The sequence below is a fragment of the Kribbella sp. CA-245084 genome, from assembly GCF_050942355.1.
Classification (GTDB): Bacteria; Actinomycetota; Actinomycetes; order Propionibacteriales; family Kribbellaceae; genus Kribbella.
This window is the reverse complement of sequence record NZ_CP192053.1, coordinates 275,372-288,855: the sequence shown is the minus strand read 5'-3', so window position 1 is coordinate 288,855 and position 13,484 is coordinate 275,372. Positions and strand designations below refer to the sequence as shown.

At 67.8% G+C, this 13,484-nt stretch carries 13 protein-coding genes; 6 read left to right on the top strand and 7 right to left on the bottom strand.

The window, feature by feature from the left end; translation table 11 throughout:
* Positions 1 to 2: 2 nt before the first annotated feature.
* Genes ACQPYH_RS01450 through ACQPYH_RS01440 form a run of 3 tightly spaced genes read right to left on the bottom strand, consistent with a single transcriptional unit; the run spans position 3 to position 3,532 of the window.
* Positions 3 to 2,036 (bottom strand): bifunctional aldolase/short-chain dehydrogenase, encoded by a 2,034-nt coding sequence (locus tag ACQPYH_RS01450; RefSeq protein WP_432885431.1) that lies wholly within the window; start codon positions 2,034 to 2,036, stop codon positions 3 to 5.
* Positions 2,037 to 2,038: 2 nt separating this feature from the next.
* Positions 2,039 to 3,202, bottom strand: coding sequence for an L-rhamnose isomerase (gene rhaI, locus ACQPYH_RS01445; RefSeq protein ID WP_432885429.1), 1,164 nt, complete (start codon positions 3,200 to 3,202; stop codon positions 2,039 to 2,041).
* A 3-nt stretch (positions 3,203 to 3,205) separates the two neighbouring features.
* Positions 3,206 to 3,532: an L-rhamnose mutarotase gene (locus ACQPYH_RS01440; protein ID WP_432885426.1), complete on the bottom strand. Its 327-nt coding sequence runs from the start codon at positions 3,530 to 3,532 to the stop codon at positions 3,206 to 3,208.
* A 195-nt stretch (positions 3,533 to 3,727) separates the two neighbouring features.
* On the opposite strand from ACQPYH_RS01440, the gene ACQPYH_RS01435 reads away from it, so the two are divergent.
* Complete coding sequence (locus ACQPYH_RS01435; RefSeq protein WP_432885424.1) at positions 3,728 to 4,804, top strand: LacI family DNA-binding transcriptional regulator; 1,077 nt, start codon at positions 3,728 to 3,730, stop codon at positions 4,802 to 4,804.
* 59 nt (positions 4,805 to 4,863) lie between these two features.
* The gene (locus ACQPYH_RS01430; RefSeq protein WP_432885421.1) at positions 4,864 to 5,943 is read left to right on the top strand and encodes a lysylphosphatidylglycerol synthase transmembrane domain-containing protein; all 1,080 of its coding nucleotides are present in this window, start codon (positions 4,864 to 4,866) and stop codon (positions 5,941 to 5,943) included.
* Here the strand turns inward: ACQPYH_RS01430 and ACQPYH_RS01425 are convergent.
* Positions 5,931 to 6,566, bottom strand: coding sequence for a TetR/AcrR family transcriptional regulator (locus ACQPYH_RS01425; RefSeq protein ID WP_432885419.1), 636 nt, complete (start codon positions 6,564 to 6,566; stop codon positions 5,931 to 5,933). The genes ACQPYH_RS01430 and ACQPYH_RS01425 overlap by 13 nt on opposite strands.
* A gap of 76 nt (positions 6,567 to 6,642) precedes the next feature.
* Here ACQPYH_RS01425 and ACQPYH_RS01420 point away from each other — a divergent pair, with 76 nt between their 5' ends.
* The 3 genes from ACQPYH_RS01420 (at position 6,643) to ACQPYH_RS01410 (ending at position 9,658) form a co-directional block, all read left to right on the top strand.
* Positions 6,643 to 7,446 carry an alpha/beta fold hydrolase gene (locus tag ACQPYH_RS01420; RefSeq protein ID WP_432885416.1) on the top strand — a complete coding sequence of 268 codons (804 nt, stop codon included), beginning with the start codon at positions 6,643 to 6,645 and terminating at the stop codon, positions 7,444 to 7,446.
* A gap of 124 nt (positions 7,447 to 7,570) precedes the next feature.
* Positions 7,571 to 9,046: a hypothetical protein gene (locus ACQPYH_RS01415; protein ID WP_432885413.1), complete on the top strand. Its 1,476-nt coding sequence runs from the start codon at positions 7,571 to 7,573 to the stop codon at positions 9,044 to 9,046.
* Positions 9,047 to 9,154: 108 nt separating this feature from the next.
* On the top strand, positions 9,155 to 9,658 hold the full coding sequence (locus ACQPYH_RS01410; RefSeq protein WP_432885410.1) for a DUF4240 domain-containing protein: 504 nt from the start codon (positions 9,155 to 9,157) through the stop codon (positions 9,656 to 9,658).
* Here the strand turns inward: ACQPYH_RS01410 and ACQPYH_RS01405 are convergent.
* The 3 genes from ACQPYH_RS01405 to ACQPYH_RS01395 are packed head-to-tail and all read right to left on the bottom strand — an operon-like array spanning position 9,655 to position 11,900.
* Complete coding sequence (locus ACQPYH_RS01405; protein ID WP_432885408.1) at positions 9,655 to 10,320, bottom strand: hypothetical protein; 666 nt, start codon at positions 10,318 to 10,320, stop codon at positions 9,655 to 9,657. The two genes, ACQPYH_RS01410 and ACQPYH_RS01405, sit on opposite strands and share 4 nt — an antisense overlap.
* 3 nt (positions 10,321 to 10,323) lie before the next feature.
* Positions 10,324 to 11,550, bottom strand: coding sequence for an RNA polymerase sigma factor (locus ACQPYH_RS01400; RefSeq protein WP_432885405.1), 1,227 nt, complete (start codon positions 11,548 to 11,550; stop codon positions 10,324 to 10,326).
* Complete coding sequence (locus ACQPYH_RS01395) at positions 11,547 to 11,900, bottom strand: YciI family protein (RefSeq protein ID WP_242000643.1); 354 nt, start codon at positions 11,898 to 11,900, stop codon at positions 11,547 to 11,549. The genes ACQPYH_RS01400 and ACQPYH_RS01395 overlap by 4 nt, the downstream gene beginning before the upstream one ends.
* A gap of 180 nt (positions 11,901 to 12,080) precedes the next feature.
* On the opposite strand from ACQPYH_RS01395, the gene ACQPYH_RS01390 reads away from it, so the two are divergent.
* The gene (locus ACQPYH_RS01390) at positions 12,081 to 13,475 is read left to right on the top strand and encodes an MFS transporter (protein ID WP_432885402.1); all 1,395 of its coding nucleotides are present in this window, start codon (positions 12,081 to 12,083) and stop codon (positions 13,473 to 13,475) included.
* Positions 13,476 to 13,484: the final 9 nt, after the last annotated feature.

Genomic DNA, 13,484 nt, shown 5'->3' with positions numbered 1-13,484 from the left:
GCCTACCGCAGGAAGGCGGCTGCCACGCCCGCGTCGACAGGCACGTGCAAACCGGTCGTGTGGGTCAGGTCGCCACCGGTCAGCGCGAACACCGCGGCAGCGACGTTCTCCGGCAGCACCTCACGCTTCAGCAGGGTCCGCTGCGCGTAGAACGCACCGAGCTCCGCCTCCGGTACGCCGTACACCGCGGCCCGCTGCGCACCCCACCCGCCGGCGAAGATCCCGGACCCGCGGACCACGCCGTCGGGGTTCACGCCGTTGACGCGGATCCCGTACTCGCCGAGCTCGGCCGCGAGCAGCCGGACCTGGTGCGCCTGGTCGGCCTTCGCCGCGCCGTACGCGACGTTGTTCGGGCCGGCGAAGACCGAGTTCTTGCTGGAGATGTAGATGATGTCGCCACCCATCCCCTGGTCGATCAGCACCTTCGCGGCCGCGCGCGACACCAGGAAGGAGCCCTTCGCCATCACGTCGTGCTGTAGGTCCCAATCGCGTTCCGTTGTCTCTAGCAACGACTTCGAGATGGAAAGCCCAGCATTGTTGACGATCAGGTCCACCCCGCCGAACGCCAGTACGGCGTCCCGCAGCGCAGCCTCGACCGCATCCGCCGACGACACATCGGCGCCTACGGCAACGGCAACGTCGGACGAACCCAGCTCCTTCGCGACCGCCTCGGCCGCCGCGAGATCCAAATCCGCAACGACGACACAGGCGCCCTCGGCAGCGAGTCGTTGCGCGATCGCCTTACCGATCCCCGACCCACCACCGGTCACCAGCGCGACCCGGGTCGCGAGCGGCTTCGGCTTCGGCATCCGCTGCAGCTTCGCCTCTTCCAGCGCCCAGTACTCGATCCGGAACTTCTCCCGCTCATCGATCGGCGCGTACGTCGACACCGCCTCGGCGCCGCGCATCACGTTGATCGCATTCACGTAGAACTCGCCGGCCACCCGCGCGGTCTGCTTGTCCTTCCCGAAGCTGAACATCCCGACACCGGGGACGAGCACGATCGCCGGATCGGCGCCCCGCATCGCAGGGCTGTCGGCGTCCGCGTGCCTGTTGTAGTACGCCGCGTAGTCCTCGCGATAAGCCGCGTGGAGCTCGCGAAGCCGCGCCACTGCATCCTCGAGCGGTGCGTTGCCCGGCAGGTCCAGCACCAGCGGACGCACCTTGGTCCGGAGGAAGTGGTCCGGGCAGGAGGTGCCGAGAGCAGCCAGCTCACCCAGCCTCTCCCGAGCGGTGAACTCGAGCACGACGTCGGAGTCGTCGAAGTGCCCCACCTGTGGCTTGTCGGTCGACGCGAGTCCACGGATCACCGGGGCCAGGGCCGCGGCGCGCACCCGGCGTTCATCGGCCGGCAGCGCCTCGAAGCCTTGAACAACGGGGCCGAAGGGCTCCGCGACACCACGATCAGCGAGGAACTGTTCCGCCGTCCGGATGATCTCCAGCGAGTTGGCCTCGCACTCCGCGGACGTGTTGCCCCACGCGGTGATGCCGTGGCCGCCGAGCACGCAGCCGATAGCGGCAGGGTTCTCCCGCTTCATCGCGGCGATGTCCAGACCGAGCTGGAACCCGGGCCGCCGCCACGGCACCCACACCACCCGGTCGCCGAAGCACTCAGCCGTCAGCTTCTCGCCGTCCGCCGCGGTCGCCAGCGCGATCCCGGAGTCCGGGTGCAGGTGGTCGACATGAGGGGCATCGACCAGCCCGTGCATCGCGGTGTCGATCGACGGCGCCGCGCCGCCCTTCCCGTGCAGGCAGTAGTCGAACGCGGCGACCATCTCATCCTCACGGTCGACACCCGGATAGGAATCGACCAGAGCGTTCAGCCGGTCGAGCCGCAGGACGGCGAGACCCTTCTCGGTCAGCGTGCCGAGGTCGCCGCCGGATCCCTTGACCCACAACAGGTCTACAGGGTTCTGCGTGACCGGATCGGTCGCCGTACCCTTCGCCGACGTGTTGCCGCCGGCGTAGTTGGTGTTGCGCGGATCGGCACCCAGTCGGTTGCTACGCGCAACGAGCTCGGCTGCAGTGTCGCTCACTCTTATGCTCCCCATCCAGCTTGCTGGCCGCCCACGCGGTCCTTGGTGATCTGCTCGAAGTAGCCGCTGCGCTTGTACGCCGCGACCGGGTCGGCATCCATGCCCTGCGACTCGCGGAGTTCCGCGAGCAGCGGCCGGACGTCGGTGTTGTAGGCATCCATCAGTGCGGCGTTGGCGCCGAGCACGTCACCGCTCTGCTGGGCCGCACGCAACGCGTCCCGGTCGACCAGCAGCGCCTTCGCGGTCGCCTCCTGCACGTTCATCACCGAGCGGATGATCGCGGGGATCTTCTCCTCGATGTTGTGGCACTGGTCGAGCATGAACGCGATCCCGCGCTCCGGGTCGAGCGCGTCGCCGCGGACGATCTCGTTCATGATCCGGAACAGCTGGAACGGGTCCGCCGCCCCGACCATCAGGTCGTCGTCGGCGTAGAACCGGCTGTTGAAGTCGAAGGCGCCGAGCTTCTTGGTCCGCAGCAGGAACGCGACGATGAACTCGATGTTCGTCCCCGGCGCGTGGTGCCCGGTGTCGATACAGACCGTTGCCTTCGGCCCCAGCTCGAGACAGTGCGCGTACGACGTACCCCAGTCCGGCACGTCGGTGGTGTAGAAGGCCGGCTCGAACAGTTTGTACTCGAGCAGCATCCGCTGGCCGTCGGCCAACCGCTCGTAGACTTCGCGAAGCGCGGTGGCGAGCCGGTCCTGCCGGTCCTGGATGTCGTCCTGGCCCGGGTAGTTCGTGCCGTCGGAGAACCACAACTTCAGGTCGCGGGACCCGGTCGCGTCCATGATGTCGACGCATTCGAGCAGGTGGTCGGTGGCCTTGCGGCGTACCGCGGGATCCGGGTTCGTCACGCTGCCGAGCTTGTAGTCGTCGTCCTGGAAGACGTTGCTGTTGATCGCACCGAGGCGGACGCCCTGCTCCTTCGCGTACGCCGAGAGCGCTGCGTAATCGTCGACCTTGTCCCACGGGATGTGCAGCGCGACGCTCGGCGCGACCCCGGTGTATTTGTGGACGACGGCCGCGTCGGCGATCTTCTCCTCCGGCGAGCGCGGTACGCCGGGCTGGGCGAACACCTTGAACCGGGTGCCGGAGTTGCCGAACGCCCACGAGGGCAGCTCGATCTCCTGGCGGCTCAGCGCGGCCTTCACGGCATCGGTCGTCATTGTTCAGTCCTCTTTCAGATGGAAGATCTCGGGCACCAGCAGGAACGACTCATCCGGTGGGCGTCCGTCGATCCCGGTGAAGAACTCGGTCATCTCCGACTGCCAGCGCGTGTTGACCTCCGTGGCCGCCATCGCCTTCTGGGCGGCGTCCAGGTCCTCGGCCTCGACGTACCCGATCAGCAGCCCGTCGTCGCGGAGGAACAGCGAGTAGTTGTGCCACCCGGAGTCCCGCAGCGCGGCCTGCATATCGGGCCAGACGTTGCGGTGGCGGTCGACGTACTCGTCCAACCGGTCCGGCCGGACCTGCAGGCAGAAGCAGTAACGATTCACGGCGGCACCTGTGTCTGAGCGGGCGGGAAGGCTGTGAAAGGTTTCAACAGCGTCCCATGACGCTAAGCGCGGTGCCCTGCGGCCGTCAAGTGCCTGCCCAGCTTTTGCGGCCGATCCCGGACTGCCGTCGCGGAGAATCTGCAGGAAGCGTATTCTTCGGCAGCTAACACGTTTCAAGTGCGCAGGGAGGTTCTCGTGTCCGTGGACGATGCGGAAGCCCTGCCTGAGCGGACCAGGCGGCGCCGTACTCCGAAGCCGCATGCCGCCGGCGTGAAGGCTGTGGCCGCGGCGGCCGGCGTTTCGCTGGGGACCGTTTCCAACGTGCTGAACCGGCCGGAGGTGGTCAGCCCACTGACCCGCGCGAAGGTCGAGGCGGCGATGGCCTCGCTCGGCTTCGTCCGGAACGAGTCGGCCCGGCAGTTGCGAGCCGGGTCCAGCCGGATCCTCGCCTACCTGATGCTCGACGCCGGCAACCCGTTCTTCACCGACGTCGCGAAGGGCGTCGAGGAGGCGGCTCAGGCGGCCGGGCTGTCCGTTTTCCTCTGCACCAGCAGCGAGGACGCGGACCGCGAGGCGGCGTACCTCGATCTGCTCGAGCAGCAGCGGGTGCAGGGCATCCTGATCACGCCCATCGACCAGAACTCGTCCCGCCTGCGCAAACTGCCCTCCCGCGGTACGCCGGTGGTGGTGGTCGACCGTGCTCTCGACGAGGGCGAGCACTGCTCGGTCGCGGTGAACGACGTCCTCGGCGGCGAGCTCGCGATCTCGCATCTGCTCGAGCTCGGCCACGAACGGATCGCGTACGTCGGCGGCCCGAACACGATCGGCCAGGTCGTCGACCGGCGCGAAGGCGCTCGCCGGGCCCTGAAGACGGCCGGGAAGCCGGCGGCGGATCTGATCGAGCTCACCACCGGCGCGCTCACGGTCGCCGAAGGCAGGGGCGCAGGGCAACGACTTGCCGGCCTTCCGGCGGATAGGCGGCCGACCGCCGCCTTCTGTGCGAACGACCTGCTGGCGTTGGGATTGCTGCAGCAGTGCGTGAGTCTCGGGCTGCGCGTCCCGGAGGATCTCGCGATCGTCGGGTACGACGACATCGAGTTCGCCGAGGCTGCCGCCGTACCGCTGACATCGGTGCGTCAGCCGCGACAACTGCTCGGCCGGACCGCGGCGGAGCTGTTGCTGGACGAGTCGTCGAACCCGGACCACGAGCACCAGCGCGTCACGTTCACGCCTGAGCTGGTGGTCCGGACCTCCACCCGCGGCACCCTCTGAACCACATCGTCCTCGCGCTATGGTGGCGAGGGGAGTGGGTCTTAGGGGCGAGGTGAGACATGCGCATCGCTGGCAGTGGTTTGGTACGGCGATGGGGCGGTCGCGCTGTCGGCCTGGCCATCACCGGTGTCGGCCTGTACATCGTGGCGCCGAGCATCCTGTCGCTCTTCGGAGCCTGGCCGCGTCTCGCGGACGTTGACCCCTGGTGGTTCGCGGTCCTCGTACTCCTCGAGGCTTGCAGCTTCGCCGCACTGTGGTGGCTGGCCAGACTTGCCCTGACGGAGAACACCGCCGACCACGTCGACGTGGGGTGGGGAACGATCGCGACCGCGCAGCTGGCCGGGAACGCGGCCAGCAAGGTCGTGCCCGGCGGCGCGGCCACCGGCGGAGTCCTCCAAGCCCGGCTCTTGATCCAAGCCGGTCAGCCGGCCGCCGTCGTCGCTTCCGCCTTGACCGCGATGGGCTTGATGACGACCGGCGTGCTATTGCTGTTGCCGGTCCTGACGATCCCCGCTGTGTTCATCGGGCCACCACCGGCCCGGCAGCTGGAACTCGGCCTCCTGGTGTCGCTGGTCATGGCCATCCTCATCGTCGGTTTCGGGGTGGCGGCGCTCAGATGGCCTCGGTTCGTCCACCTGGTCGGTCGCGGCGCCGGACACGTCATCCACCTCGTCAAGCGCAGCGTGACCGCCGACAGTTGCGCCGCACAGCTGGCCACCCAGCGGGACCGGGTTGCCGCCGCATTCGAGGGCCGGTGGTGGGCCGCGGCTCTGGCTGCGGCCGCGAACCGGATGTTCGACTACGCCGCACTGGTCGCCGCGCTGGCGGCGTTCGATGTGCACGCCCGGCCGTCGCTGGTGCTGCTGGCGTACGTCGTCGCGCAGGCCCTCGCGATGATCCCCATCACGCCGGGTGGTCTCGGCTTCGTCGACGCCGGTCTGACCGCGCTGCTCGTGCTGATCGGAATCAGCCCGGACGCCGCGCTGATCGGGACCCTCCTGTACCGGCTCGCGTCCTTCTGGCTACCGATCCCGGTAGGCCTGCTGGCGTGGGCGGGCTGGCGGATTCACCTACATATCACCAGGCCGTCCGCCGACTCAGCCGACTCAGCAGGGGACGACGAGCGTCAGACGCCGTAAGCCGCGAGGAACACGTCGGCTGCCTGGTCGGCGAGCTTCTCCAGCTCGCCGGGCTTCGGGCGTTGGCGCGTGCCGGCGAACATCGCGCGGTTCATCGGCTTGTACATGACCAAGCCGGCGAACTGGTACGCCGCGAGCGTCGGGTCGTCGAGCTGCTTCAGAAGACCGCGATCGCTCAGTCTCGTCAGCGCTTCACCGAGCGCGTCCAGCGACTGCTCGAAGCCCTGGTTGAACCACGCTCCGCACACTTCGGGGAAGCGATCTGCCTCTGCGATCACCAGCCGGCGCAGCTGCAGGACGCTGTCGGCGGTCAGGCTTTGGAGCAGGCGATGAGCCAGCGCACGCAGGGCTTCCCGGGCGTCGGCGGCTCCGTCGAGGGTGTCGACGTACGCCTGCAGTAGGCCGTCCATCAGTTGATCGCTGGTGCCGAGGACGATCTCGGCGAACAGGCGTTCCTTGTTCTCGAACTGCTTGTAGACGGTCTGTTTGGAGACGCCGGCGTTCGCGGCGACCTCGTCCATGCTCGCGCCGAGGTACCCGTGCTGAAGGAAGGCCGTGGTCGCGGCGGCCAGGATCGCGCGGCGTTTGCGGGGCGTCCGTCCTTCGGTCTCTACCTGCTCCATGCGGAAATCATACTAGACAGTCCAGTTCTCTGACGAGTACTGTACGGTCTAGTTCCCTGCCAATGAGGAGAAGACCATGAGCACCGTGAAATCCGCCGACGGCACCACGATCGCCTTCGACGCGTACGGCGAGGGCCGGCCGCTGATCCTGATCGACGGCGCCACCGCGCACCGCGCCGTCAACCCGGCGAACGCAGAGGTCGGACAACTGCTGAGCGACGAGTTCCGGACGTACGTGTACGACCGACGCGGCCGCGGCCAGAGCACCGACACCGCGCCGTACGCGATCCAGCGCGAGATCGAGGACCTCTCCGCCCTGATCGACGACGCCGGCCAACCGGCCATCCTCTTCGGCTGGTCCTCCGGCGCCCTCCTGGCCCTCGACGCCGCCGCAGCCGGCCTCCCCATCGCCGGCCTCGTCCTCTTCGAGCCGCCTGTCGTCGTCGACGACGTACGACCGCCCCTCCCGTCCGACTACGTCGAGCAACTGGACGCCTTCGTAGCCGAGGGCCGCCGCGACAAGGCCGCCGAACTCTTCATGACCGCCGCCGCGGGTCTCCCCGCCGAAGCCGACGCCGGCATGAAGCAGTCCCCCTACTGGGCCCCCGTCGAGGAGATCGCCCACACCATCGCCTACGACGGCCGCATCATGGGCACCACCATGTCCGGCAACCCCCTCCCCGAAGACCGCTGGTCCCAGGTAAAACTCCCCGTCCTGGTCCTCCACGGCGACAAAACCTGGCCCGCCTTGTCATCCGGAGCCCAAGCCGTAGCCACCCACCTCCCCACCGCCACCCTCACCCCCATCCCCGGCGAAAACCACAGCACCGACCCCAGCACTCTCGCGCCAGTTCTGCGCGAGTTCGCAGCGGGACTGTGAGTCAGGATCCGGTCTAGCCCTTCACGTTCTGTGATCAGAGGCGTAACGTGCCGAATTCGACGGGTAATCACGGTGATGCGGGCCTGTGGGGGGTCTGCCGGGACAAAACCCGTGGGGGATGGCAATGGCAGAGGAAAGCTGGCATCAGGCACGCCTGATACCGACCTCAGGAATCAGCGGTGCCGACGAGCAGGAGCGCCGCGCCACGTCCGCTCTGCTCGCGGTGATGTCGTCGGTGCGCGAGTTCGGACGGGTACTGACGCAACCGATGGGCGCGCCGGCCGGTCCGCTGGAGACGTACATCGAGGTGCCGTTCTACCTGGGCGAACGGCGGCTCTACCCGGACGGTCTCTTGCGTGCTCGGCGCGGACAGAAGGAATGGACCGCTCTCGTCGAGGTCAAGACCGGGGTCAACGTACTGGAGGCCGAGCAGCTCGAGGCCTACCTGGACATCGCCCGCGAGCAGGGTTTCGATGCGGTGGTCACGATCTCGAACGAGATTCCGGCAGTCGCCGGACTGCACCCGACGAAGATCGACAAGCGCAAGCTCAAGCGGGTTGCATTGCATCACTGGTCCTGGTCGATGGTGCTGGCGGAAGCCGTTCTGCAGAAGGAACATCGTGGCGTCGCCGACCCTGATCAGGCCTGGATCCTCGGCGAGTTGATCCGGTACCTCGAGCACCCGCGGTCAGGCGCGTTGCAGTTCGACGACATGGGTCCATCCTGGGTAACCACGCGGGAAGCCGTGGCGTCCGGAACGCTCCGCCCTGGCGACAAATGCGCTCCTGAGGTGGCCGCGCGGTTCGACGCCCTGCTCAGGTATGTCAGCCTCCAGCTCGGCCGGAAACTGGGCGACGACGTCACGCCCGCGCTCTCGCGCAAGGAACTGGCCGAGCCGGAACTGCGCTCGCAGTCGCTGGTGCAGTCCATGAGCACGCAGGGAACCTTGCAGGGCTCGATCAACATCCCGAACGCGGTCGGACCCCTGGTCATCACGGCGGACCTGCGGGCCGGCACCGTCACCTGTCACGTCGACATCGCAGCACCTCGAGACGGCCGCGCCACGACGCGGGTGAACTGGCTGCTCCGCCAGCTCCGGCATGCCCCGGACTCGACGAGGATCGAAGCGTTCGTGATGCACGGCCGCGGGGCGGGTACTGCGGAGCTGCTGCGTGCTGTCCGTGATCAACCCGGCGTACTGATCGAGGACCCGAAGAAGGAACTGCGCTCGTTCCGGGTCGCTCTCGGGTCGCCACTCGGCAGCAAGCGCGGTCGCGGCCGAGGGTCGTTCATCGACTCGGTGGAGAACGCGATCAACACCTTCTACGGCGACATCGTCCAGGACCTGCGGGCCTGGACGGCGGCTCCGCCGCGGCTGCGTGAGTCTCCGGAGCAGCCTGACGAACGTCCTTCGTTGACCTCCACGGCGCTTTCGTCACAGGACGGAGCCGATTCCGAACACGCACCGAGCCTGCCGGACGATGGGAGTCCGGTCCCGCTACCGGACCAGCACGACGAGCCGGACACCCCGGACCACCTGGAACAGCTCACGCCGAGTCTGGCCACCGGCTGGCCCGGAACGTCCGAACCCTCCACCTAACAGAAGATCATCATCGATTAGCGCTCCCGTTGGACCCTGGGTGGGTGAGATGGTTTGGGGGTGGACAGGGATGGGTTCTGGGGTCTTGTCGAGGATGCTCGGGCCTCGGTGGATGACACCGTGGCTGATCCGGACGGGGTTGCGGACGCGTTGACCAAGGCGCTGGGTGCGGCGCAGGCCGAGGAGATCGCGGGGTTCGGGGTCGAGTTCGCGCGGTTGCAGGTCGAGTCGTACCGGTGGGACCTGTGGGCGGCGGCGTACCTGATCAACTCCGGTGCTTCGGAGGACGGGTTCGATTCGTTCCGCGGGTGGTTGATCGCCCAGGGGCGTGAGATCTGGGACGCCGCGCTGGCGGGGCCGGATTCGCTCGCGGACGTGGTCGACGAGGATCGGCCGGAGGGGTTCGAAGGGTTCGACGGCGAAGGGATGCTGCACGTCGGCAGTCACGCGTACAAGAACGTGACCGGCGACGAAGCGGCGTACTGGAAGGCTGTTGACGCGGACGCCCCGGACACGCCGGACCTACCGGCGGGCCAGGAGATCGACTTCGACGACGAGGACGATCTGGTGACTCACCTGCCCCGGCTGGCAGCGCTCTACCTCGACAGCTAGGCGGGCTCGCCGCTCAGGCGCTCGATGGCAGTCCGGAGGCGGCGGCGCCAACCGGACCGGCCTGCCTCCTCATCTGCGGCAGCCAGGCTGACCAGGTGCTGCGCCATCTCGAAGCTCTCGTCGGTCTGCGGCTCTACGTCGGTCAACGCCGACTGCGGCTCGTCGTGGTCGTACCCGAGCGACCGGCTCCTCCACCCGAACCCGTCCGGAACCAGCAGCTCCGGCACGAGCGTCTCGTGGCTGAGCGACATCAGGTCCTTGTCGCCGTTGCCGATGCTGAAGATCGTCGTACCGCGTCGGCGTACGTCGCTGACGCGCTCCAGCAACGTGTCGGCCGGATTGTCCTCGGCGACCACCAGCAGCGACTCACCACGACCAGCGTCCTTCAGCCGGTCCAGACCGATCGCCAGGTGCGGAGGTGCGCCCGGGGCCGGTGCCCAGCGGACCAGTGACGGCCGTGCGTCCTCGATGCCGGCCCGGTGGAGCTCGTCGTCCAGATGCGCGGTCAGGTGCCACGGCTCGTCGTCGACCGGTCCGAACAGCATGAGCCCACTGCGTCTGGTCGTGAACCGTCGCAGTGCATAGCCGAACGCAGTCGTCCGGCTCCCCAGCTCAGTGGCGCTCAGCATCTCCCGAAGAAGCGAGGCTCTGGTCAGATCCACACCTCAGGCTAACCGGTCCGCCTTCGACTGTAGGTAGTTCCGTTCCGGCACACTCGTCGTACGACGGGCCGCCAGCAGGTAGCTCTCCCGCGCAGCAGCAGTGTCACCGGACATCTCGAGCAGATGCGCGCGCACTGCCTCCAGCCGGTGGTTCATGCGGTCGTCCGCCTCGAGCGGCTCGAGTACGGCGAGCCCCTCCTTCGGGCCGACCGCCATAGCGACAGCAACCGCATGGTTGAGCTTCACCATCGGGTTGTCGACCAGCTGCTCGAGTACGTCGTACAGCGCGACGATCTGGCGCCAGTCCGTGTCGTCAGCGTGCTCAGCCGTGTCATGCACCGCAGCGATAGCGGCCTGCACCTGGTACGGGCCTAGCTGCGAGCGGGACAGCGCATCGGTAACCAGCGCCTCACCCTCGACGATGGTCGCCTTGTTCCACTTCGACCGGTCCTGCTCGGCCAACGGAACCAGTGCCCCCTCCGCCCCGGTCCGCGCCGGCCGACGCGCGTCAGTGAGCAGCATTAACGCCAGCAGCCCCGCCACCTCACCGTCATCCGGCAGCAGTTTCCGTACGCCGCGCACCAGCCGGATCGCTTCACTGGTGAGCTCCGCACTGTGCAACGAGGTCCCGGATGACGCGGTGTAGCCCTCGTTGAAGATCAGATAGAGCACATGCAGTACGGCGCCCATCCGCTCGTCCCGCTCCGCCTCGGGCGGCATCTCGAACGAACTACCTGCCTGCTTGATACTCCGCTTCGCCCGGCTGATCCGCTGCGCCATCGTTGCCTCCGGCACCAAAAATGCGGCGGCGATCTGCGCGGTCGTGAGACCACCGACCGCACGCAGCGTCAGGGCGATCTGCGAGGCCGGCGACAACGCCGGGTGACAGCAGAGGAACAACAACGTCAGCGTGTCGTCCCGCCCGCCCGGATCGTCGATCTCCGGGCCTGAGGCAACGAACTCCTCCGGAGCGGCGAGGTGGGCCGCGTTCTCCTCACGCCGTCGTCGCGCCGATTCGCTGCGCAGCAGATCGGTCAGCCGCCGCGACCCGACCCGGATCAGCCAACCACGCGGGTTGTCCGGCACACCGTCGCTCGGCCACTGCTGCGTCGCCGCGAGTAGGGCCTCCTGGACCGCCTCTTCAGCCAGGTCGAAGTGCCCGTAATGCCGGACCAGTGCACTCAGCACCTGCGGCGCCTGCTCCCGGAGCAGCAGATCGAACTCACTCACATTTCCAGCCCAGACGCATCCATCACCGGTCGCACTTCTACCGCGACGTACTCCGCGTCCGGCATCCGGGCGGCGTACCCGATCGCCTGGTCGATGTCGTCGCACTCCACCAGGTAGAACCCGGCCAGGTGTTCCTTGGCCTCGGCGTACGGCCCGTCCGTCGTGGTCGTGGTGTCGTCACGCACCTGCACGGTCCGCGTGGTGATCGGGTCGGCCAGACCGGCCGCGCTGACCAGGAGGCCCTGCTCGGTGAGCTCCCGCGCGAGCGTCTCGTGCGCAGTGGTCAGTCCTTCGCGTTGCTCGGCGGACAGGCTCGCCCAGCTCTCCGGGTTGCTGTAGATCAGCAGCATGTACTTCACAGGCACCATCCTGTCCCTCGCGGAGGCCCCTGTGACCCCCTGTCACTCGGTACGTCGAAACAAGGCCACCGAACTTCGACAGTTCCAGGATGTCGAACTCCGCCCGACCAGCACCGACGTCTCCACCGAGTGACGCTCAGCCGGGGCGTCCCCGCGTACTGGAGATTTCTGATGGTTTCGCATTCGAAACGGTGGCTGGCGCTGGCACTGCTCTGTCTGACCGGGTTCATGATCATTCTGGACGCGTCGATCGTGCTGGTCGCCGTCCCGTCGATCGAGCGCGAGCTGACATTCTCGACCGGCGGCGTGCAGTGGGTGCCCAGTGGGTACGCGCTGATGTTCGGCGGCCTCCTGCTCCTCGGCGGCCGCATCTCGGACCTGCTGGGTCGCCGGCGGGTCTTCATGACCGGACTGCTGTTGTTCGCGGGGTCCTCTCTGCTGTGCGGGTTCGCGTGGAGCGGTGACGCGCTGGTCCTCGCGCGTGGCCTGCAGGGCGCGGCGGCCGCCGTACTGGCACCGAGTGCGTTGTCGATCGTGATGACGACGTTCCCGTCCGGTCCGGATCGCAACAAGGCGCTCGGCATCTGGGGCGCAACCAGCGGAGTCGGAGGTACGGCGGGGTCGCTCATCGGCGGACCGGTGACGGACGGACTCGGCTGGCAATGGATCTTCTTCATCAACGTGCCGGTCTGCCTACTGGTCGTCGTACTCGCACCCACGCTGCTGATGGACAGTCGTGGACCAGGACGCCGCGGTTTCGACGTCGCCGGCGCGGTCACAGTCACTGCAGCACTCATCGTCCTCGTGTACGCCGTCATCGAGGCACCTGAGTCCTCGGCACTCCGGACGGCGCTGCTCGTCGTCCTCTCGGCCGTCCTGTTCGCAGCGTTCGTCGTGGTGGAGAAGCGATCCGCTGCACCGCTCGTACCGCTGCGGATCTTCCGCTCGAGAGCACTGGTCGGCGGCAACCTCATCACGATCGCCTGGGGCCTGGCGGCGTTCGGGCTCAACTTCGTCTACACGCAGTACGCCCAGCTGGCTCTAGGCGTGTCGGCGATCCGCTATGGCCTCATGTCCGCCGTACTCGCGGCTGCCGCGGTCGTCGGGTCGATCGTCGGCCAGCACCTCGTCACACGCGTCGGCCCGCGCTGGGTCGCGTCTGTGTCGCTGCTGATCGCCGGAGTCGGTACGACGCTGATGACGCAACTGACCGTGGACTCCGGGTACTTCGAGCTCGCCTTCTGGGGTCTGACGATCTTCGGCGCCGGACTGGGCGCCGGAACGGTCGCAGGTTCGATCGCCGCACTCAGCGACGTACCTGGCGAGGACTCCGGCATCGCGTCCGGCCTGCAGAGCGCCAGCTTCCAGATCGGCGGTGCGGTCGGCGTCGCGGCAGTCTCCGCTGTGGCAACAGCCAGTACGTCGGGCGCGACGCCGGTCGACCTGACCCACGGGTACCGGATCGCCTTCGCGACAGTGTGGTTCTTCATCGCGATCGGTCTGGCCGGCTGCGGCCTGCTACTCACCCGCAAACGCTCACTCCGGCTTGAGCCCGTCGCGTCCTGAACTCAAACA